This is a genomic window from Pararhizobium qamdonense, from assembly GCF_029277445.1.
In the GTDB taxonomy this organism is placed as follows: domain Bacteria; phylum Pseudomonadota; class Alphaproteobacteria; order Rhizobiales; family Rhizobiaceae; genus Pararhizobium; species Pararhizobium qamdonense.
The window spans coordinates 3,948,071-3,971,502 of sequence record NZ_CP119566.1; the positions used below are offsets into that span (position 1 = coordinate 3,948,071).

Here is a 23,432-nt window from a genome sequence, read left to right on the forward strand (position 1 = left end):
CGACCGCCCTATTGCGTATTGAGGGACGGTTCGACCTTCACCACATCACCGGGCTGCACGGGCGTGCCTTCGTCGGCCGCAATCCTCTTGGACTTGCCGTCCTTCTGGCGGATGATGGAATAATTGATATCGACGGCGCTGCCCGGCTTGGGCGTCAGGGATGCATCGGCCGACTGCACCAGCGCTTCCGTCATCAGGTCGCGGCTGGTCACCAGCTTCAGCGCCAGCGTGTCCAGTTCCGCTTCGGTATTCTGCAGTTCCTGGGCGAGCTGTGCGTCCCAGTCGTTGCGCAGATTGGTTTCGTCCTGGCTCGCCTTGCTGACATCCTGCTTCGCTTTCAGCGACGCGGTATCGATATCGAGCAAGGCTGCCTGCAGGTCCGCGATCCGCTGCTCGACGGCAAGCTTGCGGGCGCTGAGCGCCAGGCCCTTTTCCGCCAGCACATCGACACGGCCTTTGTCCTCGACAACGAGGTCCAGCTGCCGGGTCTGCGTGACCGACTTTTTGCCGAGCGCGTCGATTTCATTCTGCAGCAAGGATTTCAGTTCGGCGAGCGCCGTGAGCTGCAGCTTCTGCCGCTTGTCGCGCGACACCATCAATGCCTTTTCGCTTTCCAGCAGAGCGGCGGCTTCGGTGACGCCCTTCAACTCGGCGGGCATGGCGATGTCACTCTTTTCGGCAATCTCGGCCTGCAAGCGGGCACGGCGCACGAGAAGCCGGTTCCGTTCGGTGATCCGCACCGAGGAGTCACCCTGCGCATTGATGAAATCGCGCGCAAACCGCTGGCCATTTTCGGCCCGGCGCAGGCCACCACCCAGGCTGACGGCCTTGAGGACCGTCATATCGGGCGCGAACGGATATTCACCCGGCGTTTGGACCTCACCTGCAAGATAGATCGGCCGGTATTGCGCAAGCTCGACGGAAGCGGACGGGCGATCGGGCAGGCCGAACAGCTTTTGCAACTGCAATCCGACTTCGTCGGCAATCTCCGATGTGGTCTTGCCGGACGCCGGCATCGTGCCGAGGAACGGCAGCGAGATGCCGCCGGATGCGCCGACCGTATAGTCGCCGCTGATCGCCGACCAATCCCGAACGGTTCCTTCCGCCGTCTGCCATTCCGCAACGCGGATCCGCAGCTTATCCATGGCACCAAGCGTATAATCGCCGGCGATGGCTGCATGGATGCCTGAAACGCCGATGGCGATGACGAGTGCGGAAAGACGCACAGCACCCCGGGCTTTTCGGCCGAGGGCTGGAAGTCCCTTGCAAAGACTTCTGTTCATGAAATTTCCTCACTTAACAAGGCCGATCCCGGCATGACGACGGAAGCGGCATTCACGCTGATGACTGTGATCAGTAACTGCCCTTGGACAGGCAGACAGCAGGAATTGTCTTGGCAACGATGACCACATCGTTGAGCAGCGACCAGTTGGTCACATAATGCGTATCGAAGGCGATACGGGCGGCATAGGACACGTCGTTGCGGCCGCTGACCTGCCACAGACCCGTCAGACCGGGGCGCGACTTCAGATAGAAGACGGCGGAGTGTTCGTAAAGCTCGAGCTCGTCTTCAACGACCGGACGCGGACCGACAACGCTCATTTCACCGCGAATGATATTGAGGAGCTGCGGCAGCTCATCAAGGCTCAGCTTGCGCAGGACGCTGCCCACGACTGTGACGCGGGGATCGTCCTGGAGTTTGCGTGTTGCCTGCCACTCCTCATAGGCCTTGGGATTCTTGTGCAGATGGTCCTGCAGGATCTTGTCGGCATCCGGCGCCATCGTCCGGAACTTGAGGCAATGGAAGAAACGGCCGTTATGGCCGACGCGGCGATGTCCGTAAAACACCTTGCCGCCATCGGAAAACTTCACCAGCGCCATCAAAAGCAGAAAGAGCGGGCTGAAGATGATGAGCGCCATGGATGCGGCGAAGATGTCGAAACCTCTTTTGGATATTCCCCCTATCGGCCGGTGTCCCCCGGATTGGATAGTCGTAAAATACGGCGAGCTTGCCGATCTGGTCGCAGACTTCATGGGAGAAAACTCCATTCGGGTTGGCGATTGGTCGGGTTCCCAGTGCGAACCGGGATCAATTTCATGTGAGAGTGTAGAGGGAGAATGAGATTTTTAAAGGCAACTTTCGCCCCGGCCGGGCGGTGCAAGGCAACTGCGGCCAAGATCAACGCCAAGGACACATTTTCGGTTACTGAAGAACCCGCTAATGTATAAAATCTCGAAACAAAAAAATGGGAATAAATCGATTTACACTGGAAATCTTCAGTTCATCTGCGGCATCAGGCGATTTATAGACATAAGGCTGACGGGCCCGATATTTGGAAAAGCTTATCAAGAGGAAAAAATGCGGATTTTATTTTCCCCGCGGTAAAAATATTGCAGCGCAGCATTAATTTTGCACTGCACCTCATTTCATTCGAAATCGCTAATTTTGTAACAAAAGTTGATTGCGAAGCGGAGCTTATCCACCACCAGCGGATAGGCTCATGGCGAAATACATCCCATGAGCGCAATCATATGGCAATGCATCTCCAAATGTGGCCGAACCCCGGCGCCTGCCTTTGTCGCATCAAAAATGCCGGGTACCTACGGCCAAATTAGGCTCTATCTCCCCAAAAATGTTCAGGTTGCTCAGCAATCGATAGATGATTTTAAATGCGGGCTAAGAATTCCCGCGTTAAATGACGTAATTGTAATGAAATAAGGTGCCGTTGCACGATTGAACCGGCAATGCATGTTCGATATGTTAATAAATGCCTATGAGGATAAGGTGAATTTTTCAATGACATCCGCAAATCAAGACAGAATATTGAGGATAATCTGATGTTTGCACCGCGGGTGTTCGTCAGCATGATCGGGGCGTTGGCCGTTTTTGCCATCGTGACCTTCATCCTGACCGGTTCAGCCTGGACGACAGCCTGGCAAACGCTGGTCTGTGCGGTGCTTGTGCAAGCCGGATATTTTGTTGCCGTCCTGTTTCTGGTGTCCAAGGAAGCCCGCGACCGCCGCAACGCGGCGCAGCGCCCGTCGCCTGCTTCTGCGTTGCCCGTCGAAGACAAGGAACCGAAGACCATTCGCGTCACCAACAATCACGGTCATTTCAATTCCTGATTGGCGCCTCGACGGAGCGTTTTTCCTCGGTTCCACTGATCCTGCATTTCTTTCTGCAAGCCCTCCCTTCTTCGCACCTGCAATATCGCGCCTTGCCGCCTGTGCTCTCCCGAACTAGGTTCGGCGCCACAGCGATGAAGGAATGCGATCATGAAACCGAATGCCGATGTCTGCGTCATCATCGCCGCGAAGAACGCGGCCGCAACGATCGGGCGGGCCATCATGTCGGCGCTTGCAGAGCCGGAAACCGCCGAGGTCATCGTCGTTGATGATGGCTCCAGCGACGGCACCGCCGATGCCTCCAGGGCTGCCAGCGATGGCAGCGGCCGGCTGACAGTCGCCCGGTTCGAGATCAACAAAGGGCCGGCTGCGGCGCGCAACCATGCCATTGCAATCTCCAAGGCCCCGGTACTGGCTATTCTCGATGCGGATGATTTCTTCTTTCCCGGGCGGCTGAGCCAGCTTCTGGCGCAGACGGATTGGGATTTCGTTGCCGACAATATTGCTTTTGTCGATGAGGAGACGGCGCGGGAGGCGCATCTGCGGCTGGAAAGCTTTGCTGCGGCACCGCGTATCTTGACGCTTGGCGAATTCATCGAAGGCAATATCTCCCAGCGCGGTGTGCGGCGTGGGGAGATCGGATTTCTGAAACCGCTGATGCGGCGCGAATTTCTCGATACACATCAGCTCCGCTATCAGGAAAGCCTCAGGCTGGGCGAGGATTACGATCTCTATGCCCGCGCGCTGACCAAAGGCGCGCGCTACAAGATCATCCACAGCGTCGGGTACGGCGCCGTCGTGCGCGGCGATTCTCTGAGCGGCAGTCACCGCACGATCGACCTGAAGCGGCTTTATGAGGCCGACCGGGCGATTCTTGCCGAGGCGGACCTCCCCCCACAGGCAAGGGCGCTGATTGCCCAGCACGAACAGCATATTCGCGGGCGCTATGAACTGAGGGAATTTCTCGACATCAAGCGGCAGTCCGGCGCAAAAGCGGCGCTACTGCATGCGCTTGGCCGTCCCGCCGCCATTGGGGCCATCGCCAGCGGGATCTTTGCCGACAAGACAGAGCGCTTCCGGCAGAAACCAGATGCAGCGCCGGTGGCGCTGGGCGGCTCAGGGGGACTTCGCTATCTGCTGCAACCGCCATCAGACGCCCGTTAGGGCAGGCCTGATGGCGCGGTACGGGGCGCGATCGAAACCCTAGAAGTAATCGCGGCGCACGCCATCGAGAACCTCGACAAAGCGTTCCTTGCGCTCCGACAGAGCGTGATCGGCGCTCAGCTGCGGAGTGGCGCGTGCCGCCTGCCAGAGAGACAGGGTCGAGGGCGCGGCCAAAACCTGTTTGGCGGCAACCCGCAGCGAGGTCTGCTTGGGATCGCGCACAGCGACCATGACGCTTTCGTCGATCTCACGCTTGTTCGGATCATCGAGCGCCGGCTGGTGCGCGTCGAAATCGACACCCCAGAATTTTGCGCCCTTGATGATGGCTTCGGCCCGGCTGGACACCGGAACATGGCGCGGACGGTAGACGACGCCGACCGTATGGGCCCAATCGTTCCATTTGAAGCTGTTGATGCTGCTGGAGGTGGTCACCGCCACCCACGGCACGCGAAAAGCATCGGCCAGGATCGCGCCGTGCATCGATTCCGCCACGATCATCTCCGACTGGGCAATCTGGCGGATGACATCCTTCGCCTCGCCGCGCGGATCGATGTAATGCAGGCCGACCGTCTGGCAGATGGAGGGCCACATGCCGGCAATCGCCGATTCCCAATGGGGCACGAAGCTTTTCTTGTAGAGCTTCGGCAAGCCTTTGAACTCGGGCATCTCGGCGACCATGACGGCCGGATCGATAATGCCGAGCTTGGGATCAACGCCGACTTTTTGCGCCGTCAACGGTCCACGGACGCAGCGGATGTCCCATTCGCTGCTGTCGGCCATTTCAGGCAGGGAGCCGTAGCCAAAGCCGCTGCCGAGCACCAGCTTGTGCCGCTCCTTTGGCAAAAGCGCGCGGTTCAGGACCGTGCCGACCCCGACAAGAAGGGTTTCTGGACGAACATCGCGAAATCCCGGAATGAGAAAATCCCAGAGCCAGAGGTTGAGATCGTCGCCGAAATTTCCGTGAGCGGATTCCCAATAATACGGGTCCATGACTGTCTCCTACATGCGTTTGCAAGGAATTGCGGATGCGTGGCGGGCCGGCCGCCAGGCGCGTCAATGGGCGCGGCAAAAAATGCTGCACCTGCGAAGGCTAGCGTGATAACTTGCCCACGGCAAGCTGAAGCGCGCTTTGCAGAAGCTTCGGATCACGCCAGGCCCAGCGGGCAAGCAGATTGAACTGCGGCATCTTGCGCCGCTTGATCAGCCGGGCCTGGCTCCAGAGAGCCTGCCGGCGCGCGGTATGCTTATACGAATGGATGGACGCGATTTCTGCGGGCTTGCGCAAAAAGCGTCCCTCCAGCGTATCGAGCGCAACCCAGGTGTTGAACTGCTGCGACAGGAACTGCGGAGAATCGCTATCGATGCTGTGGAAGATGTTGACACCTTCACCGCGCACCGCACCCGGCTCGTTGCAAAGCACGATGCGGTCTGCCGCAATCGCGCAATCGCAAAAGAACAGCACATCTTCGGCCGCCAGGCGCAGCTCGGCCTCGAAACGCACGGTCTCAAACAGATTGCGCCCGATCACCATGCACGACAGGTGCAGGAAGCTCCAGTTGCGCAGCATGACCTGCGAAAACTCGGGCACTTCCAGAACCAAGGGCTTTTCGGAAAGCCGGGTGACTTTTTCGGTCTTTTCCAGCTCGGCCATGTCGAAATGATAGTAGAAGGCATCGCCGCCGGTGATCGACGCCCAGTAGCAATCGGCCGAAAAGCGCGTCATTGTCATCTGCGCATTCTGCAGGTGGTCCGGTGTCCACAGGTCGTCGGAATCGAGAAAGGCAACAAAATCGGTCTGCGCCGTGACGTTGTCGAGACCGGTGTTGCGCGCGCCGCCTGGGCCGGCATTGTCCTGCTTGATGACGCGGATGCGCGCCCGCTGTTCTTCGCTCAGGGTTTCAAGATCGGTTTCGATCGGGAAAGGCGACTGGTCGTCAACGATGACGATATCGAAATCCTGGTAGGTCTGTGCAAAGACGGAGCCCAAGGCCCGGCTCAGAATTCCTGCCTGTTTCTGGTAGTACGGAATAACAACTGTAAACTTCGCCATCTTTTTGCCCCTGCGGTTTTCCTAGAAGGTGCTTCCTGGTTCCTCCCATCAGGTTGCGGCTGCGTGTCGAGCGCGTCTCCTCTGCCCTTGATCTCCCCCATTGCCACACAGGATTTACGCCATGCCCCCTACAGTTAACGTCAAATCCGTCACGAGCAATGTCGGTTGGAGCGTTTTATCCAAGACAAGCACATTCGGGCTTAAGTTTGTCACGGTGCCTATTTTGGCCCGTATCCTCACCCCGGAAGAGTTCGGCGCCGTCGCCGTGGCGCTGACTGTTGTCCAGTTTCTGGCAATGATCGGCGGAGCCGGATTGACCTCGGCGCTGGTGATCCAGCGCGAGGAAGAGATGGAAACCGTCCATTCCGTGTTCTGGGCCAATCTTGCGATTTCCTGTCTGATGGCGCTCGGCCTTTTCATCTGGGCGGACTTTTTCGCGGCGCTGCTCGGGGCTCCCGAAGCTGCCTACCTGTTGAAAATTATGAGCTTTCTCATTCCTCTCCAGCTGGGCGGCGACGTCGCCTATTCGCTGCTCGCGCGGCGGATGAACTTCAGCAAGGATGCGGTCTGGAGCATGATTTCCGAATCGCTCGGGGCGATCGTCGCCGTCGTCCTGGCGCTGTTTGGATGGGGCGTGTGGGCGTTGATGGCGCAGCTTTTCGTCTCGGCGCTGGTGCGGCTCTGCGGTCTTTACGCCGTCTCGCATTATATGCCGCGCTTCGTCTTCCACCCGAGGCGCGTCATCGGGCTCAGCCGGTTCAGCCTGGGCATGATGGGCTCGGAAGTCGCCAACTTCATCACCTTCCAGTCGCCGATGGTGATCATCTCGCGCTATCTCGGCCTTGCCGATGCCGGTGCCTATTCGGCCGCCAACCGTTTTGCCAGCATTCCCAATCAGGTGGTGCTATCGGCCGTCATGGGCGTGCTCTTTCCGGCTTTCAGCGGCATGATGGACGACAAGGAGCGCCGTTCGCAGGCGCTGATGTTCAGCACGCAGGTGACGACTGTGCTGCTTGCGCCGATGATGTTCGGGCTCTGGGCGCTGGCGGAACCGGCCATGCGCGTGCTTTTCGGTTCGCAATGGGCCTATGCCTGGCCGGTGCTTGGACTTTTGGCGCTGTCGAAAGGCATTCTCACGCCTTGCAGCACCTTCATTCCCTATCTCAAGGGTGTCGGCCATGGCCGGGCGCTGTTCTGGTCGGCGATCATCCGCGCCATCGTCACCTGCGCCGCCGTCGCCTATGGCGCAAGCACGGGTTCGCTGATCGAGGCGATGATCTGGCTGTGCATCGTCAACACCGTGACGCTGATCGGCTATTCCTGGGCCGTCTTCAAGGCGGATGGCACGCCATTCTTCAAGGGGTTGTATGTCAGCAGCCGGCCGATGCTGATGGCTTTGGTGATGGCGCTCGCCGTTCGCTATCTGCTGGAGACATTCGGTTCGGTAATGCCGAACCCGGTCCTGCAGATCCTTGCCGGTGCTGCAATCGGCGGCGTGATCTATGGTCTGCTCGTGCTCATCTCCGAGCGCCCGCTTCTGGCGAAAATCTACCAGCTCGTCAAAAACCGGCGGGGATAAGGCACGGCCAAAACACTCCGGCGCGAACATTGGAACATCATGCCGGATTGGTTGCACCTGCGCCTTATTTCGGAACAGGCACCTCTGGATGACGAGGATTTTGCAAACCTTGGCGTGTGGATTTGCCCATTTTCAAATCTAATTTTCAGGCTCCGCAAGCGCCAGCGCGGAATGTATATGAAGATATACTGATATTAGCCAACACCCTACCCTCGCGTCTTTTTACGGGCCCGCAGAGAAAAGCCGGACAGTTTTTATGGCCGGTTTTTCCTCTCCCAAAACGCGTGCATTGCAGCATTGCGATCAAATTTTCTGCTGCAGCGCCATATTTTTCGAGAGACACTGCCTTATCTTCGAGATGCAGGTTCAAGTCTGCTCTGGTTGAAACGCCGCTTCGGGGGGAGTGGCCCAACAGGGGATGTCGTCTTGGTTATCGACGCGAATATATCATCGCGGATCAATCTGATGCGCATCGTGCTCATCTCGGGAATTGTCTTCGTACACGTTCCTTTTGATCCGCAGACCAGCCCTTTTCTCGGTGCCAATGGCTTTATCGATTGGGTCAGGGTCTTTCTCGGCGACAGCCTTTTCAGGGTTGGCGTGCCGTGCCTCAGCGCGATTTCCGGCTATCTGATGTTCCGCCGCGGGCTCGACGCCTTCGACTACGGCAAGACCCTGCGCTCCAAGGCCCGCACCGTGCTGTTGCCTTTCCTGATCTGGAACCTGTCCTTTCTGGCACTGGTTCTTGTAGCCCAGAAAGGCGGCATCGGCTTTGGCTATCTCCCCGATGCTCTGAATGCGAACCCACGCGACCTAGCAACGCTGGCTTTCGCCATCGAGGGCCTGCCGATCAATGTTCCGCTCTATTTCCTGCGCGATCTGCTCTTGTGCATCCTGCTGGCGCCGGTTCTCGGCATCCTGATCAAGCGATATCCGCTGGTCGTCCTTTCGCTCTTTTTCGCCTATGCGGTTCTGCCGGTGCCCAGCGGCATCTTCCTGAAGAAATCGATCCTGTTCGGCTTCAGCTTCGGCATCTATGTCAGCCTCCACCAGATCGATATCCGCGCGCTCGACCGGCATGCTGTCTTGATATCCGCGCTGTTTCTGGCGGTGACCATCCTTCTGGCGACAGCGCTCTACTATACCGGACCGGACTATCCCGTCTGGATCGACATGCTACGCAGCCTGACGGCGATTGGCGGCATCATCGGATCCTGGGCGCTTTCAGCGATCCTGATCCGATCGTGGCTCGCCGAGCGGCTCTCCCGGTCGGAGGGCCTGAGCTTCTTCATATTCTGCGCCCATTATCCACTGCTGATCGCGTTCTGGATGATCTGGAACCGCAGCGCCCATCCCGGCCTTTATCCGCTGTTCTACTTCGCGACGCCGGTTCTCGCTCTTCTCATCCTGGTCGCCTTGCACAAGGGCGCCAGGCACCTGGTGCCCGGGCTGCATGCGGTTTTGACCGGCAGCCGGGCGGGCCGTTCGCGCGTCGTAGAAAAGCATGCGCCGGACAAAGGCGCTCATCAAAAGGGCTGGTCAGACACCTATTCCCCAAAGGAAAAAGCGACACGATGACCCAATCGATCTCAAAAACCCTCCTCGTCCTTTCGGCCGTTTCCGCAGCGTTCTGCGCACCGGCTTTGGCGCAAGGCGCCAAGAACGGCACATCCTTCGTCGATAACTTCGACAGGATCGATCGCAAGACCTGGTACATTTCCGACGGCTGGGACAATGGCGCGCATCAGAACTGCACCTGGTCGAAAGACCAGGTCAAGGTTGAAAACGGCGTGCTCGAACTCACCTTCGAACAGCGCAAGGCGGGCAAGAGAGATTACGCCTGTGGCGAGATCCAGACCCGCAAACGCTTCAGCTACGGAACCTATGAGGCCCGCATCAAGACGGCGGATGGCTCCGGGCTGAACTCGGCCTTCTTCACCTATATCGGCCCGACCGACAAGAAACCGCATGACGAAATCGATTTCGAGGTGCTGGGCAAGGATTCGGGCAAAGTTCAGGTCAACCAGTATATTTCCGCCAAGGGTGGAAACGAGAAGCTCGTCGATGTCGAAGGCGGCGCCAATACCGATTTCAACGACTACGCCTTCGTCTGGGAAAAGGACCGGCTGCGCTACTACCTGAACGGCACGCTGGTGCAGGAGGTGGCCGATCCCTCGAAAATCCCAGCCAACGACCAGAAAATCTTCTTCAGCCTCTGGGGAACCGACACTCTGAGCAGCTGGATGGGCAAGTTCGACTACCAGGCTCCGGCAAAAATGCAGATCGACCGCGTCGCCTACACCGCACCCGGCGATAAATGCCAGTTTCCGGACTCCATTACCTGCACGCTCAACTGAAGTTGTTCGCATTCGCAGCAAGCATGTTGCGATGCACAAAAAACTAAATTAGGCTTGGCGAAAGCTGGGCGGAAAACGGGAAGTTTTCATGCTGGACGTCTTATACCTGGCCCATGATGTGGCAGACCCTGCCATCAGGCGTAGAACCCTGATGCTGGAAGCGGGCGGCGCCAATGTCACGGTCGCAGGCTTCCGGCGTGGCGCTGATACGCCCCTTACCGACGGCGTTCTGGAGCTTGGCGTGACCAGCGATGGCCGTTTCGGCCAGCGGATTGCTGCGGTCAGCAAGGCGGCGATGGCGCTTGGAGCCAAGCTTCGCGGTGTCCGGAAACCCGGCATCATCATGGCCCGGAACCTCGAAATGCTGGCGCTGGCAAACAGGGCCAATGCGATTTTCGGCGGCGACGTGCCGATCGTTTATGAATGCCTTGATATCCACCGGCTTCTGCTGCGTCAGGATATCGCCGGACGGGCGCTGCGGGCTGCCGAGCATTATCTCGGACGCAATGTCAGCCTGCTGATCACCAGCTCGCCCGCCTTCATCGACAATTATTTCCGGCCGCTGTCGCGCCTCAAAGCCCCGGTCATGCTGCTCGAAAACCAGGTGATCGACCTGGAAGATGCCGCCGCCATGCAGACTGCGCGGCCGCGCCCGCCGCAGCCCGGCGAGCCTTGGAAGATCGGCTGGTTCGGTGCCCTGCGCTGCCGCAAATCCTTGAAACTGCTGTCAGACTTCACGCGCGCGATGGATGGAACGTTCGAAGTGGTGCTGCGCGGCCGCCCGGCCTATTCGGAATTCGACGATTTCGACGGGTTTGTGGAAAACGAGCCGTTCATGCGCTTTCACGGCGCCTACAAAAATCCCGAGGACCTTGCCCGGATTTACGACGATGTCCAGTTTTCCTGGGGCATCGACTTTTTCGAGGAAGGCTTGAACTCCAGCTGGCTGCTGCCGAACCGGCTCTATGAGGGATGCCGTTACAATGCCGTCCCGATTGCCATGCAGGGCACGGAGACGGCGCGATTCATCCATGCAAAGAACATCGGTCTCGTGCTCGAGCGGGCAGACAGTGCTGCTCTTGCCGATCTGTTTTCCGGCATGACGCGGGAACGCTATTTTGCCGAATTCGGCAAGGTCGCAGCCACCGGCACGTCCACTTGGGTTTTCGACCGGGCCGATTGCCAGCGGCTGGTGAACCGGCTTGCGGCGTTGCGCGCCAGCGATGCCCACGCCGCGCCTATCCCCGAACTTTCCCAAACGCACAGCAACAAGGGTGGACTGCTATGAACACCGATGATTTCAAGCATGCCCGCAGCCTGATTGTCATTCCCTGCCTGAACGAGGCCAAATATATCGAAGCCCTGATCATCAAGCTGGGCGGCGCGATGCGCGATCTCAGTGCCGATCTGGTCGTGGTCGATGGCGGCAGCACCGATGGCACGCGCGAGATCGTCGAGCGGATCGCCACCGTCAATCCGAAAGTGCGGTTGCTCGACAATCCGAAGAGGATTCAGAGCGCCGCCGTCAATCTGGCGGTCGGAACGCTCGGCGCTGACTATGAATACATGATCCGCATCGATGCGCATGGCGAATATCCCGACGACTATTGCCAGCGCCTGATGGAAGACGCCATCGCGACCGGTGCGGATTCGATTGTGGTCGCCATGCAGACCGTTGGTTTCAGCACGTTCCAGAAAGCCACGGCCTATGCGCAGAATTCCAAGCTTGGCAATGGCGGCTCCAAGCATCGCACGGGCTCCGCCGGCCATTGGGCCGATCACGGCCATCATGCGCTGATGCGGATTGCCGCGTTTCAGGCGGTCGGCGGCTATGACGAGATGTTCAGCCATAACGAGGACGCCGAGTTCGACTACCGTCTCAACAAGGCCGGCTACCGGATCTGGATGACCGACAAGACCAGCATGATCTACTATCCGCGCAGCACCGCGCGCACGCTTTTCCGACAGTATTTCGGCTATGGCCGCGGCCGGGCGAAAAACTTCCTGAAACATCGCGCCATGCCGAGCATTCGCCAGATGCTGCCGCTTGCCGTCGTTCCGGTCGCCGTGGGGGCGCTTCTTGCGATCGTCAGCTGGGCCGCAGTCATCCCTTTCGGCGTTTGGGCCATCGCCTGCCTTGGCTACGGCGTGTGGATGGCGGTGGGGGAAAAGAACCCTTACGGACCGCTGGCTGCCGTCTCTGCCATGGTGATGCATTTTGCCTGGTCGGCCGGCTTCTGGCGCGAACTGCTCGATTTCCGTAACCGCCGGGCTGCCTCATGAGGACTGGCATGGATCGCATCCGTATCGATATCGGCGTCTGCACCTACCGGCGCCCGGAGCTGGAACAGACGCTGCGCTCGCTGGCAAAGCTGAACGTTCCCGGCAATGTGGATATCCGCATCATCGTTGCCGATAATGACGACACCCCGAGCGCCAAAGGCTGCGTGGACAGTCTGCGCGCTTCCGTGCCGCACCGCATCGTCTACGTGCATTGCCCATCGTCCAATATCTCGATTGCCCGCAATGCCTGCCTCGACAATGCCACGGGAGATTTCCTGGCCTTTATCGACGATGACGAGACGGCGAGCGAGGACTGGATCACTGAGCTGATCGGGACGGCGCAGGCGACCGCTGCCGATGCGGTGCTCGGCCCGGTCAAGGCGATCTATGCACGCGAGGCGCCGGGCTGGATGCAGCGTGGTGACTTTCACTCGACATTCCCCGTCTGGGTCGGCGAGCGGATAATCACCGGCTATACCTGCAATGTGCTTCTGCGGCTGGCCGCTCCTTCGCTGGCCGGGCGCCGCTTCAGTCTGGCGCTTGGCCGCAGTGGCGGCGAGGACACCGAGTTCTTTACCCATATGCACCGGATGGGCGGACAGATTGCCTATGCGCCGCAGGCCTGGGCCGAAGAGCCGGTGCCGGCCAAACGCGCCGACTTTTCCTGGCTTGCCAAGCGCAAGTTCCGGTTCGGCCAGACCCATGGCCGGTTGCTGGATGCAGGGACTGGTATTGCCGGCAAGATCCGCCCGCTCACGCTCGCTGCAGCCAAATGTGGCGTCTGTGCGCTGGCCGCCGCCCTCTTCTTTTTTTCGCCCGTTCGCCGCAACCGCCATTTCCTGCGCGCGTGCCTGCATGCCGGCGCCGTCGTCGGGCTCCTCGGCATCCGGGAGATCGAGCAGTATGGCGCAGCTAAGGCAAGGACGTCCTGATGCAACAGCAGCAACCACAGGCAACGTTCATCATCGCGGCGTTCAAGGCGCAGGACACGATCGAGCGCGCCATTGACAGCGCGCTTGCCCAGACCGGCGTCAATGTCGAGATTATCGTCATCGACGACTGCTCGCCGGATGACACCGCCTCGATCGTCGATGCCTATACCGATCCACGCGTCAGGCTGATCCGGCTCGACAAGAACCGTGGCCCCGGTGGGGCGCGCAATGCCGGGCTTGCGGCTGCGCGCGGCGACTGGATCGTCATTCTGGATTCCGACGATGCGGTATCACCGGATCGCACGGCGCGGATGATCGCGCGGGCGAAAGCCTCGAACGCGCAGATCGTCGTCGATAATGTCGATGTCGTGCCGCTGGACGGGCCGGTCAGGCGGATGTTTGACGCGGCGCATCTGGCAGCGCTTGAAACGCTGACGCTTCCAGCCTTCATCGGCTCCAACGTGCTGTTCAAGTCCGAGCACAATTACGGCTATATGAAGCCGGTCTTCGAGCGCCGCCTGCTTGAGGAGCATGGGCTGCGCTTCGACGAAAGCCTGCCGATCGGCGAGGACTACCTGCTTTTGGCTTCGGCCCTGGCGAAGGGCGGGCGCTGCGCCGTCGATCCTGCCGCCGGTTATACCTATTACATCCGCAGCGGATCGATCTCGCGCGTGCTGAAGCTGCATCAGGTCGATGCAATGCTGGCTGCGGACGCCGCATTCCTGAAGAATAACCGGTTGGATGCGGCATCGATCGCGGCACAGAGCGAGCGTCACCGCAGCATGGAAGATGCGCGCGCCTTCATCATCCTGGTCGATCAGATCAAGGCAGGCTCCCTGTCCGGCGCGGTGAAGACCGCGTGGAAGAATCCGGCGGCAGTCCGGCATCTGCGCATGCCCATTGCCGTCAGACTGCGGCGCCTGATCGCGCCGTTCACTGTTATTCAGCCTTTTGGTTCCCCGCCGAAAAGGATGAATGGAACCACCCCGGGCAATCGCCCGCACAAGAGCAAAGGATAGTTCTATGGCTCCTATCAGACCCGTTCGCAAAGCCGTTATTCCCGTCGCCGGCAACGGCACGCGGTTTCTGCCCGCGACCAAGGCCATGCCGAAGGAAATGCTGACCATCGTCGATAGACCGGTCGTGCAATATGCCGTCGAGGAAGCCATGCAGGCCGGCATCGAGCATATCGTCTTCGTCACCGGCCGTAACAAGCAGGCGATCGAAGACCATTTCGACGATGTGCCGGAGTTGATCTCGTCCTTGACGCGCTCGGGCAAGGATGCCCAGCTTTCGGAACTCGCGCGCATGCTGCCGACCGCAGGCTCCGTCAGCTTCACCCGCCAGCAGGCGCCGCTTGGCCTTGGCCACGCGGTCTGGTGCGCCCGCGACCTGATCGGCGACGAGCCGTTTGCGCTGCTTTTGCCCGACATGATCTCCTACGGCGCGCGCGGCTGCATGGCCGGTCTGACGGACCTCTATAACGATGTCGGCGGCAATGTCGTCGCCGTCGAACAATGCGCCATCGAGGACACGCCGAAATACGGCATCGTCGGCATGGGCGAGAAAACCCGGCACGGGTTCGAAGTGACCGCGATGGTGGAAAAGCCGCCGGTTGCCGAGGCACCGTCCACCTTTTATCTCAACGGCCGCTATATCCTTCAGCCGGAAATCTTCTCGATTTTGGCGCATCAGCAGCGCGGCGCCGGCAACGAGATCCAGCTGACCGACGGCATGCTGCGCCTGTCGGCCGACCAGCCGTTCCACGCGCATCCCTATGAAGGCCGGACCTTTGATTGCGGCTCCAAGCAGGGCTTTATCGAGGCTAACGTCGCCTTCGCGCTGGCGCGGGCCGATATCGGCAATCTCGTGTTCGAGTCCGTTCGCGAGATGGTTCTGTCGCACGAGCAGGCCATGCGGGCTGCCTGAAAATCCTAGCTTCTCAACGGCTTGATGCCGCCGAAAAATCCGGTCTCACCCCTGCCGCCTTTTGGGGTGAGAACCGGCCACACACATAGACCTGGAGACCAGACGGCCCATGAATCAGAGACCTCTTCCGTTGAACACAGTCCCATCGCTGAAAAGCGATGAGTCCGACACGTTCATCGATCTGAACCGGCTGACCGCAATCGCGCTTCGCCGTTCAAGGGTCGTTGCCGTCTGCGTTCTCCTCTGCTTCCTGCTCGGCGGGCTCTATCTCCTGTTTGCAACGCCGGTCTATACCTCGCAAACGCAGATTCTGCTTGACGAAAACCTGTCCAAATATGCGGAGGAAGCCCCCTCGCCGCAGAGCGCCCAGCAGGCAGACACCCAGCTTTCCAGCGCGGTCGAAATTCTGAAATCCGGCGAACTGGCGCTGCGCGTCACCGATGCGGAAAATCTCGGTGAGAACGAGACCGTTCTCAATCCGCCGCAGTCCTTGATGTCGATGGTGAAAGGGGCGGTCAAATCTGTGACCGGCCTCTTTGGTTCCCGGCCGGAAATTTCGGAAGCGGCGGCGCGCAACGGTAAGCGGGAAACGGCCGCCGCCTATATCCAGCAAGGGCTGACGGTCGAGCGGGTGGCACGCAGCTCGGTCGTTGCCGTTTCCTACAAATCGACCGATCCGAAATTGGCCGCGACCATTACCCGCGCCTATGCCAATGCTTATCTGACCGACCAGCTGAACGCCAATTTCGATGCCACCGAGCGCGCTTCGGTCTGGCTGCAGGAACGCCTGACCGACCTTGGCCAGCGCGCGCAGGCGGCCTCGCTTGAGGCGGAGAAATTCAAGGCGGAAAACGGGCTCACGTCGACGCGCGGCGAGTTGATGTCGGAACAGCAGCTCTCCGACCTCAACAGCCAGCTGATCGTCGCGCAGGCCGATAGCGCCAGCGCGTCGGCCCGCTACAACCAGTTTCAGTCGATCATCGATCAGGGCGCTGAAAACGCCGTCAACAATGCAACGATTTCGTCCAACCAGACCGACAATTCGGTCATCCAGGATTTGCGCACGCGCTACCTTGCCGTCAGCAAGCGCGAACAGGCCGTGACCCAGAATTTCAGCGCCGATCACCCCCAGGCCGTGAGTCTAAGAGCGGAAAAGACGGAACTGGCCGGCCAGATCTTCAGGGAGCTGCAGCAGATCACCGGCAGCTACCGCAACGAAATGGAAGTCGCCAAATCGCGCGAGGCATCTCTGCGCAAGAGTATCGAAGGCGTGGTCGGCAACAATTCGCAGGCCAACCGGTCGCTCGTCCAACTGCGCGGGCTGGAACAGCGCGCGACCGCGCTGAAGACGCTCTACGAATCCTATCTCGGACGCTTCGAGGAGGCCGCCCAACAGCGCTCGTTCCCGATCGCAAAGGCCCGCATCATTTCGGATGCCGGCGTTCCCGTCTCGCCCTCCAGCCCGAAGCGGACGATGGTGCTGGCGCTGTCCATCGTGCTCGGCTTCATGCTGGGCGCCGTCATTGCCGGCCTTCAGGAGTTTCGCGAGCGGTTCTTCCGGCTGGAAGAAGATATCCGCTCCGTCCTTGGCCATAAATCGCTGGGCTACCTGCCGCTGATCGGCAAGAAGACGGTGAGCATGTGGAGCAAGACGCGCGAGCGGCTTTCCAAACCGGAAGCGGACAAGGCCGGGCAGCCGCCGGAAGCCGACATGCCGCTGACGCGCATGACCCGGATTGCCGTCGATGCGCCGCGATCGGCATTTGCCGAAACGTTGCGCAATGCCAAGCTTGCCAGTGACGTGATCCTTCAGGGACGCCCCAACCGGGTGATCGGCGTCGTCTCGGCGCTGCCTGGCGAGGGCAAATCGACCATTGCTGCGAATTTTGCCGGGCTTCTGGCCGCCAGCGGCAAGCGGACATTGCTGATTGATGCCGATATCCGTAATCCGGCCATCAGCCGGATGATTTCGCCGGCGCCGAAAACCGGACTGGTGGAAGCCGTTCTGGGTGAAGAGGACTGGACCGCCGGCTTGAGGGTCGATCCGCAGACGCGGCTGGCAATCCTGCCGATCGCGCCGCGCGAACATCTCTACCACACCAACGAGCTGCTGGCCTCGCAGGGCATGGAAACCCTGATTGCCAATGCCCGCAAGAATTTCGATTATGTCATCGTCGATCTGGCGCCGCTGGCGCCGGTCATCGATGCCAAGGCGTTCTCGCCCTTTGCCGACGGGTTCCTGATGGTGATCGAATGGGGCAAGACCCCTGCCCGCCTGGTCCGCGACGTGTTGAATTCCGATCCGCAATTCAACGCCAAGATCCTCGGTGTGATGCTCAACAAGACGGATATGGACGAGCTTGGGAAATACAGCGATTTCGGCGCGGCGGAAAAATACCGCAAGAGCTATGAAAGCTACTATATCGAGAAACCGTTGAAGGCCTAGATGTTGAAGGCCCAGATACGGGAGCTTCAACGCTTGCGCTGACGATTTTTTCAGCGCAGGCCGGGCTGGCGCTCCGCGTCCAGCCGGAAGATGGCCACAAGCGCCATGAGTATAACCACGGCCACGATGGCAAGGGCCGTAAGCGCATAGACCAACAGATATTCCACAAAGCACGGCAGGAACAGCCGCGCCCGGATGAAAACCGGCTGAGACCGCGCCCAGCCACCCATGCCGTTTCTCATGTAACTTTCGAAACGCTGCGTAATGCCCGACATGGGATGATGGCTCCATCAATCTTTACACAAAATTTACCAAAGATGATGGTGCGGCGCAACTGATACAGGTGCGCGAAATCGCCTGATCACGGATGATATAACGTAAGTTTATACTTACATACCGATGACGCAGGCGCCGCCCGTCAATCCGGCACCAGCAGCCGTCAACAGCAATTTCTCCCCGGATACGAATGGAGAGGCCTGATGGGCAAGCGAGAGCGACAACGGAATCGTTGCCGCAGACGAGTTTCCATAGGTATCGATCGTGCGGACAGTTCTTTCCGGTGCGATCCCGAGATCGCTGCAGACGGCATCGAAGATCCGGGCGTTGGCCTGATGCGGAACGAACCGGTCGATCTCCATGGCGCCGATCTCTGCATGGTCCAGAGCCCGGCGGGCGCAATCGCTCATCATCCGGACAGCCTGGGTGAACATGTCGCGCCCGTCGCGCATCGTCATCAGGCACTGTTCTGCCGCGATACCGGCTGCAAAGGGACGACTGCTGCCGCCGGCGGGGATAGAAATGAGGTCATAGCGGCTGCCGTCGGCGGCGAGATCGACGCCCAGCAATCCGGTATCCTCGTCTTCGGACGGCATGAGGACAACTGCGCCGGCAGCGTCGGCGAACAGGACCGAGCTTGCCCGCTCGACGGGATTGATGCGGCGGCTCAGAATATTGGCGGCAACCACCAGCACCGGCCGCCCTTGCGTACGCACGAAACCATCGGCGAGCGTCAGCGCATAGAGAAAGCCGGAACAGGCCCCGGCGAGATCGACGGCACCGGAATTGGCCAATCCGAGATGATGGGCGAGCAGCGGCGCTGACGGCGGAAGCAGATGATCGGGTGTCGAGGTGGCAAGCAGCGTCAGCGCGATATCCGCACGATCGACGCCCGCATTGCCGATCGCCGCCTCCCCCGCCCGTGCCGCAAGCGCAGACAGCGTATCGCCAGGCCCAGCCCAATAGCGGCTCCGGATGCCGGTCCGGCGTTCGATCCATCCCGGCTCAAGGCCGAGCCTCGCCTCGATCTCGGCATTTTCGACACAGCGACCCGGCACGCTATGGCCGAAACCGGCAAGGCGGGAGGAACGCACGCGCCTCACAGGCGTCCCGCCGTAAACCAGTCCGCTGCCTCGTCGATCGCATCATAGGCGCGGTCGAGTTCGCCTGCCGTCACGCAATAGGGTGGCATCAGATAGAGGATATTGCCGAGCGGCCGGATCAGCAGTCTTCTCTCGCGGAAGAACGCTCTCAGCTTCGGCCCGACATCTGCCAGATAGCCCGCGCTCTGCACCGTGAGATCCAGGGCCGTGATCGTGCCGATCCGGCGGACATTGCCAAAGCGGGGATCCGCCTCAAAGTGCTGCAAGCGTTCGGCCTGCATGGCCTCCAATGCGCCGATGCGTTCGCGCACCGGTTCGTTTTCCCAGACGGCCAGATTGGCGACGGCGGCGGCGCAGGCAATCGGATTGGCGGTGTAGGAACTGGAATGAAAAAACGTCTTGCGGCGGTCGCCCGACAGATGCGCCTGGAAGATTTCGGCCGTGCAAAGGGTAGCGGCAAGCGGCAGGGTGCCACCGGTCAAGCCTTTGGATGTGCACAGAATATCGGGCGCCAACCCGGCCTGTTCGCAGGCAAAGACGCTGCCGGTGCGGCCCCAGCCGGTCATCACCTCATCGGCGATCAGCAGCGTGCCGTGCCGTTCGGCGATGCGTTTCAGCGCGGTGAGGACGTCTGGTGAATAGATGAGCATGCCGCCTGCCCCGAGGATGAGCGGCTCGATCAGCAGGGCCGCGACGTCGCCGGAAGCGCAGAACCGCTCGAAGGCATCCAGCGTCTCCTGCTCATGGCCAGCATGCGGAAACGGCAGGCGGTCGACGCCGAACAGCATCGGCTCATAGGCAGCGTTGAAGACGCCGCGTTGCCCGGCCGACATCGTTCCGATCGTGTCGCCGTGATAACCGTGTTCCAGAACGCAGATGCGCCGGCGCGGGGTGCCGGAATTGTGGAAGAAGCCGAGCGCCATTTTCAGCGCGACTTCGACGCAGGTCGATCCGCTGTCGGAATAAAACACATGCGCAAGCCCCGGCGGAGCGATCCGCAACAGGCCGTGCGCCAGTTCCTCGGCCGGTTCATGGGTATATTCGGCAAAAATGATCTGGTCGTAGCGGTCGCATGCGGCCTGGATCGCCGCCATGATCGCTGGATGGCGGTGGCCATGCGTGATCACCCACCAGGAGGAAATGGCATCGAGAATGCGCGATCCGCCGTCATCGATCAGGCAGGCGCCGCCGGTCTCGACGATCCGCCGCATCGCCGGTTCGAGTGCATGCTGGGTGAAGGGGTGCCAGACGGGCGAGTTCATGGCGTGCTCCCGGTGAACGAGGACAGCGGGAAGTTTTCCAGAAAGGCCTGACTGAGGTTTTCCGGCGTCAACGGATCGAGACGTGGCAGGCGGCCGAGAATGCGGTCCTGCCCCATCGACGCGATGATCCGTTGGGTTTCCGTCTGTTCATCGCCGATGAAGGCAATGCCGAAAACCGGAATGGCGCGGTGGCGCAGTGCTTCGAGCGACAGCAGCGTGTGGTTGATCGTGCCGAGCCCGGTGCGGGCGCAAAGGATGACCGGGATCTGCCAGCGTGCGAAGACATCGGCAAAGACCTCCGTTTCCGTGAGCGGCACCAGCAAGCCGCCGGCACCCTCGATGACGAGCGGCGCGTCCGTCAAAGGTGGGGTCAATTGTGAGGTGCCGATCGCCACATGATCGATCCGCGCGGCGAGATGCGGCGAAGCCGGTGTGCGCAAACGGTAGGCTTCCGGGAAGATACGCTCTGGCGGCAGGCGGCCGAGCCGGTGGACGGCCTGGCTGTCGGTCTCCTCGTCCAGCCCTGATTGCACCGGTTTCCAGTAGGAACCGCCAAGTGCTGACGCCAGGGCAGCCGAAAAGATCGTCTTGCCGATGCCGGTATCGGTACCCGTCACCACGAAGCGCATCATGGTTTTTCCTCATTAATAATGGCTGCCAGCCTGGTGAACATGCGGGATATCGTTGCCCGATCGACATTCAGCGTGATGGCGATCCGCAGCCTTGCGGTGCCCTCCGGCACCGTTGGCGGCCGGATAGCGCGGATATCAAAGCCTGCCTCTCGCATGCGCGCGGCAATCCGCACGGCCCGGCTGTTATCGCCGATCAGCACCGGCAGGATTTGCGATCCGCTGCCGGCGACGCCGAGTTTTTCTGTCAGTTCACTATTGGCAAAACGGCGCAACGTGTCGAAATCGGTACGGCGCTGCGGCTCGTCCACGAGCATCGCCAAGGCTTGGCGAACCGCTGCCGCCATCAATGGCGATGGTGCAGTGGAATAGATGAAACCGCGTGCCCGGTTGACGAGATAATCGCAGAGTACTGCACTGGCACCCAGCAACGCACCGGACACGCCGAGCGCCTTGCCGCAGGTATGCAGCACGATGACATTGGCGCGGTTTTTCAAGTCCGCTGCAAAACCGCGGCCATCCCGGCCGAAAACGCCGGTTGCATGCGCCTCGTCGATCACCAGGAAACCGTCATGCCTTTCAGCGACTGCGGCAAGCGCCGTCAAGGGTGCGCGGTCGCCATCCATCGAATAGAGGCTTTCAACCGCGATCCAGGGATGGCCCGTTCCGCCGTTGGCCCGCCAGCGCTTAATCGCGTGTTCGAAGGATGCGGCATCGTTATGGGCGGCGGCCACCGCCTGCGCCTTGCCGGCCAGAATGCCCTCATGCGCACTGGCGTGCACCAGCGCATCATAGATGACGAGATCTCCCCTTTGCGGCAGGGTGGAGAACAGGGCGGTGTTGGCGGCATAACCGCTGCCGAAATAAAGCACACGCTCGGCTGCAAAGAACGCGGCGGCCTCCGCCTCCAGCGCCTCATGCTCCGGATGATTGCCGCGCAGAAGCCTCGACCCACCGGCACCGGCCGGCACGCCGCGCTGAACGGCGGATGCAATCGCTGCAGCCAGACGCTCCGATCCGGCCAGCGCCAGATAATCGTTGGAACTGAAATCGGCCCCGGCCCGGTCGATCAGGACACGCCGCCTGCCCTTACGCTCCAGGCCCGCCAGCGTGGTCTCGTAGCGGGTAAGCCCTGAAGACATCATTGCGGCAGGTCCATCGGCTTCAGGCCAAGACGGCGAAACAGGGCGGTGTCATGATCCTCGCCCGGATTGTCCGCCGTCAGCAGCGTATCGCCGGAAAAGATCGAATTGGCGCCGGCGAAGAAACAGAGTGCCTGCATCTCGTCGCTCATCTGGGTGCGCCCGGCCGAGAGGCGCACATGCGCGCGCGGCATCAGGATGCGGGCGAGCGCGATGGTCCGGACGAATTCGATCGGATCGACCGGTTCGGCATTGGCAAGCCGCGATCCGGGGATCGGGATCAGCATATTGACCGGCACGCTTTCCGGCGGCTCCGGCAGATTGGCGAGCGTGACCAGCATCGAGATGCGATCATCCGTGGTCTCGCCCATGCCGAGAATGCCGCCGGCGCAGACCTTCATGCCGGCATCGCGGACATTGGCCAGCGTTTCCAGCCGGTCGGCAAAGGTGCGGGTGGTGATGACCTGCGGATAGAATTCTTCCGACGTATCGATGTTGTGATTGTAATAATCGAGCCCGGCGCCGGCCAACGTTCCGGCCTGCTCCGGCGTCAGCATGCCGAGCGTCATGCAGGTTTCCAGCCCCAGCGCCTTCACGCCTGCCACCATATCCACCAGCGTGTCCATGTCGCGGTCCTTGGGGCTGCGCCAGGCGGCCCCCATGCAATAGCGGCTGGCCCCTTCGGCCTTGGCCTTGCGGGCCTCCGCCAGCACCTTTTCCACCATCATCAGCCTGGAGGCCTTCAGCCCTGTGGGCGAGCGCGCCGACTGGCTGCAATAGCCGCAATCCTCGGCACATCCGCCGGTCTTGATCGACAAAAGCCGGCTGATCTGGACCGCATTGGGATCGAAATTTTGCCGGTGAACGGACTGCGCCTGAAAGAGCAGATCGTTGAATGGAAAATTATAGATAATTTTAGCATCGTCGAGTGAAAATCGCGGTTTACCTGAACCGTTTGCAGGGTGAACTCCGGCTTCAACAGGCATTTCCGCCGTGAAATCGGTCGGATCTTCGTCTCTCAGCATTCAACGCATCCTTCAATAGATTAAAAATAATAATTATCTATAATTTCTCTAAGAGTGGAAAATCGCAAGAGCCTTTTTGATTGGAGGCGGATAAAGTCGCGCATCGCGCGCCGTCGAGCGGCCGCAACA

The 23,432-nt window shown here is 60.4% G+C and carries 20 protein-coding genes and 1 pseudogene; 11 read left to right on the plus strand and 10 right to left on the minus strand.

Annotation, left to right across the window (positions count from 1 at the left end):
* Window positions 1–8 precede the first annotated feature (8 nt).
* Together PYR65_RS19375 and PYR65_RS19380 are read right to left on the minus strand one after the other, a co-directional pair.
* Window positions 9–1,283: a polysaccharide biosynthesis/export family protein gene (locus PYR65_RS19375; protein WP_276119138.1), complete on the minus strand. Its 1,275-nt coding sequence runs from the start codon at window positions 1,281–1,283 to the stop codon at window positions 9–11.
* Window positions 1,284–1,353: 70 nt separating this feature from the next.
* Window positions 1,354–2,034, minus strand: a complete 681-nt coding sequence (locus PYR65_RS19380) for a sugar transferase (protein ID WP_060636060.1) — start codon at window positions 2,032–2,034, stop codon at window positions 1,354–1,356.
* 804 nt (window positions 2,035–2,838) lie between these two features.
* Here PYR65_RS19380 and exoX point away from each other — a divergent pair.
* Together exoX and PYR65_RS19390 are read left to right on the plus strand one after the other, a co-directional pair.
* Window positions 2,839–3,126 carry an exopolysaccharide production repressor ExoX gene (exoX, locus tag PYR65_RS19385; protein ID WP_276119139.1) on the plus strand — a complete coding sequence of 96 codons (288 nt, stop codon included), beginning with the start codon at window positions 2,839–2,841 and terminating at the stop codon, window positions 3,124–3,126.
* A 150-nt stretch (window positions 3,127–3,276) separates the two neighbouring features.
* Window positions 3,277–4,290: a glycosyltransferase family 2 protein gene (locus PYR65_RS19390; RefSeq protein WP_276119140.1), complete on the plus strand. Its 1,014-nt coding sequence runs from the start codon at window positions 3,277–3,279 to the stop codon at window positions 4,288–4,290.
* A 39-nt stretch (window positions 4,291–4,329) separates the two neighbouring features.
* Here the strand turns inward: PYR65_RS19390 and PYR65_RS19395 are convergent, their stop codons facing one another.
* Entirely contained in the window at window positions 4,330–5,280 is a 951-nt protein-coding gene (locus PYR65_RS19395) for a polysaccharide pyruvyl transferase family protein (RefSeq protein WP_276119141.1), read from the minus strand.
* Window positions 5,281–5,380: 100 nt separating this feature from the next.
* Complete coding sequence (locus tag PYR65_RS19400) at window positions 5,381–6,340, minus strand: glycosyltransferase family 2 protein (RefSeq protein ID WP_276119142.1); 960 nt, start codon at window positions 6,338–6,340, stop codon at window positions 5,381–5,383.
* Window positions 6,341–6,461: 121 nt separating this feature from the next.
* Between PYR65_RS19400 and PYR65_RS19405 the strand changes: the two genes are divergently transcribed.
* From PYR65_RS19405 to PYR65_RS19445, 9 genes are all read left to right on the plus strand, one after another.
* Window positions 6,462–7,919: a lipopolysaccharide biosynthesis protein gene (locus PYR65_RS19405; protein ID WP_276119143.1), complete on the plus strand. Its 1,458-nt coding sequence runs from the start codon at window positions 6,462–6,464 to the stop codon at window positions 7,917–7,919.
* A gap of 465 nt (window positions 7,920–8,384) precedes the next feature.
* Window positions 8,385–9,497, plus strand: a complete 1,113-nt coding sequence (locus PYR65_RS19410) for an acyltransferase family protein (protein ID WP_276119144.1) — start codon at window positions 8,385–8,387, stop codon at window positions 9,495–9,497.
* Window positions 9,494–10,276 (plus strand): endo-1,3-1,4-beta-glycanase ExoK, encoded by a 783-nt coding sequence (exoK, locus tag PYR65_RS19415; protein ID WP_276119145.1) that lies wholly within the window; start codon window positions 9,494–9,496, stop codon window positions 10,274–10,276. Before PYR65_RS19410 ends, exoK begins: the two co-directional genes overlap by 4 nt.
* 88 nt (window positions 10,277–10,364) lie before the next feature.
* A complete protein-coding gene (locus tag PYR65_RS19420) occupies window positions 10,365–11,564 on the plus strand; it encodes a glycosyltransferase family protein (RefSeq protein ID WP_276119146.1) in 1,200 nt (399 codons plus the stop codon).
* On the plus strand, window positions 11,561–12,559 hold the full coding sequence (locus tag PYR65_RS19425; protein WP_276119147.1) for a glycosyltransferase family 2 protein: 999 nt from the start codon (window positions 11,561–11,563) through the stop codon (window positions 12,557–12,559). Before PYR65_RS19420 ends, PYR65_RS19425 begins: the two co-directional genes overlap by 4 nt.
* An 8-nt stretch (window positions 12,560–12,567) precedes the next feature.
* Window positions 12,568–13,491: a glycosyltransferase gene (locus PYR65_RS19430; protein WP_276119148.1), complete on the plus strand. Its 924-nt coding sequence runs from the start codon at window positions 12,568–12,570 to the stop codon at window positions 13,489–13,491.
* Window positions 13,491–14,510 carry a glycosyltransferase family 2 protein gene (locus PYR65_RS19435; protein WP_276119149.1) on the plus strand — a complete coding sequence of 340 codons (1,020 nt, stop codon included), beginning with the start codon at window positions 13,491–13,493 and terminating at the stop codon, window positions 14,508–14,510. The genes PYR65_RS19430 and PYR65_RS19435 overlap by 1 nt, the downstream gene beginning before the upstream one ends.
* Before the next feature lie 4 nt (window positions 14,511–14,514).
* Window positions 14,515–15,420: a UTP--glucose-1-phosphate uridylyltransferase gene (locus PYR65_RS19440; protein ID WP_276119150.1), complete on the plus strand. Its 906-nt coding sequence runs from the start codon at window positions 14,515–14,517 to the stop codon at window positions 15,418–15,420.
* Between the two features lie 91 nt (window positions 15,421–15,511).
* Window positions 15,512–17,866 (plus strand): polysaccharide biosynthesis tyrosine autokinase, encoded by a 2,355-nt coding sequence (locus PYR65_RS19445; RefSeq protein WP_407951339.1) that lies wholly within the window; start codon window positions 15,512–15,514, stop codon window positions 17,864–17,866.
* 50 nt (window positions 17,867–17,916) lie between these two features.
* Here PYR65_RS19445 and PYR65_RS19450 read toward each other — a convergent pair whose 3' ends face one another.
* From PYR65_RS19450 to bioB, 6 genes and pseudogenes are all read right to left on the minus strand, one after another.
* Window positions 17,917–18,141, minus strand: coding sequence for a hypothetical protein (locus tag PYR65_RS19450; protein WP_276119152.1), 225 nt, complete (start codon window positions 18,139–18,141; stop codon window positions 17,917–17,919).
* Window positions 18,142–18,255: 114 nt separating this feature from the next.
* Window positions 18,256–19,245, minus strand: a complete 990-nt coding sequence (locus PYR65_RS19455) for a beta-ketoacyl-ACP synthase III (protein ID WP_276119153.1) — start codon at window positions 19,243–19,245, stop codon at window positions 18,256–18,258.
* Window positions 19,242–20,507 (minus strand): adenosylmethionine--8-amino-7-oxononanoate transaminase, encoded by a 1,266-nt coding sequence (locus PYR65_RS19460; RefSeq protein ID WP_276119154.1) that lies wholly within the window; start codon window positions 20,505–20,507, stop codon window positions 19,242–19,244. Before PYR65_RS19460 ends, PYR65_RS19455 begins: the two co-directional genes overlap by 4 nt.
* A complete protein-coding gene (gene bioD, locus PYR65_RS19465) occupies window positions 20,504–21,139 on the minus strand; it encodes a dethiobiotin synthase (protein WP_276119155.1) in 636 nt (211 codons plus the stop codon). Before bioD ends, PYR65_RS19460 begins: the two co-directional genes overlap by 4 nt.
* Window positions 21,136–22,281 carry an 8-amino-7-oxononanoate synthase gene (locus PYR65_RS19470; protein ID WP_276119156.1) on the minus strand — a complete coding sequence of 382 codons (1,146 nt, stop codon included), beginning with the start codon at window positions 22,279–22,281 and terminating at the stop codon, window positions 21,136–21,138. Before PYR65_RS19470 ends, bioD begins: the two co-directional genes overlap by 4 nt.
* Window positions 22,278–23,198 (minus strand): annotated as a pseudogene (gene bioB / locus PYR65_RS19475) (biotin synthase BioB); the annotation flags it as partial. The gene PYR65_RS19470 and the pseudogene bioB, both read right to left, overlap by 4 nt.
* Window positions 23,199–23,432 lie beyond the last annotated feature (234 nt).

What these genes read in the sequence shown, in the direction of transcription:
- PYR65_RS19375 (WP_276119138.1), bottom strand. Translation starts at nt 1,283, where the DNA reads ATGAACAGAAGTCTTTGCAAGGGACTTCCAGCCCTCGGCCGAAAAGCC.
- PYR65_RS19380 (WP_060636060.1), bottom strand. Translation starts at nt 2,034, where the DNA reads ATGAAGTCTGCGACCAGATCGGCAAGCTCGCCGTATTTTACGACTATC.
- exoX (WP_276119139.1), top strand. Translation starts at nt 2,839, where the DNA reads ATGTTTGCACCGCGGGTGTTCGTCAGCATGATCGGGGCGTTGGCCGTT.
- PYR65_RS19390 (WP_276119140.1), top strand. Translation starts at nt 3,277, where the DNA reads ATGAAACCGAATGCCGATGTCTGCGTCATCATCGCCGCGAAGAACGCG.
- PYR65_RS19395 (WP_276119141.1), bottom strand. Translation starts at nt 5,280, where the DNA reads ATGGACCCGTATTATTGGGAATCCGCTCACGGAAATTTCGGCGACGAT.
- PYR65_RS19400 (WP_276119142.1), bottom strand. Translation starts at nt 6,340, where the DNA reads ATGGCGAAGTTTACAGTTGTTATTCCGTACTACCAGAAACAGGCAGGA.
- PYR65_RS19405 (WP_276119143.1), top strand. Translation starts at nt 6,462, where the DNA reads ATGCCCCCTACAGTTAACGTCAAATCCGTCACGAGCAATGTCGGTTGG.
- PYR65_RS19410 (WP_276119144.1), top strand. Translation starts at nt 8,385, where the DNA reads ATGCGCATCGTGCTCATCTCGGGAATTGTCTTCGTACACGTTCCTTTT.
- exoK (WP_276119145.1), top strand. Translation starts at nt 9,494, where the DNA reads ATGACCCAATCGATCTCAAAAACCCTCCTCGTCCTTTCGGCCGTTTCC.
- PYR65_RS19420 (WP_276119146.1), top strand. Translation starts at nt 10,365, where the DNA reads ATGCTGGACGTCTTATACCTGGCCCATGATGTGGCAGACCCTGCCATC.
- PYR65_RS19425 (WP_276119147.1), top strand. Translation starts at nt 11,561, where the DNA reads ATGAACACCGATGATTTCAAGCATGCCCGCAGCCTGATTGTCATTCCC.
- PYR65_RS19430 (WP_276119148.1), top strand. Translation starts at nt 12,568, where the DNA reads ATGGATCGCATCCGTATCGATATCGGCGTCTGCACCTACCGGCGCCCG.
- PYR65_RS19435 (WP_276119149.1), top strand. Translation starts at nt 13,491, where the DNA reads ATGCAACAGCAGCAACCACAGGCAACGTTCATCATCGCGGCGTTCAAG.
- PYR65_RS19440 (WP_276119150.1), top strand. Translation starts at nt 14,515, where the DNA reads ATGGCTCCTATCAGACCCGTTCGCAAAGCCGTTATTCCCGTCGCCGGC.
- PYR65_RS19450 (WP_276119152.1), bottom strand. Translation starts at nt 18,141, where the DNA reads ATGTCGGGCATTACGCAGCGTTTCGAAAGTTACATGAGAAACGGCATG.
- PYR65_RS19460 (WP_276119154.1), bottom strand. Translation starts at nt 20,507, where the DNA reads ATGAACTCGCCCGTCTGGCACCCCTTCACCCAGCATGCACTCGAACCG.
- bioD (WP_276119155.1), bottom strand. Translation starts at nt 21,139, where the DNA reads ATGATGCGCTTCGTGGTGACGGGTACCGATACCGGCATCGGCAAGACG.
- PYR65_RS19470 (WP_276119156.1), bottom strand. Translation starts at nt 22,281, where the DNA reads ATGATGTCTTCAGGGCTTACCCGCTACGAGACCACGCTGGCGGGCCTG.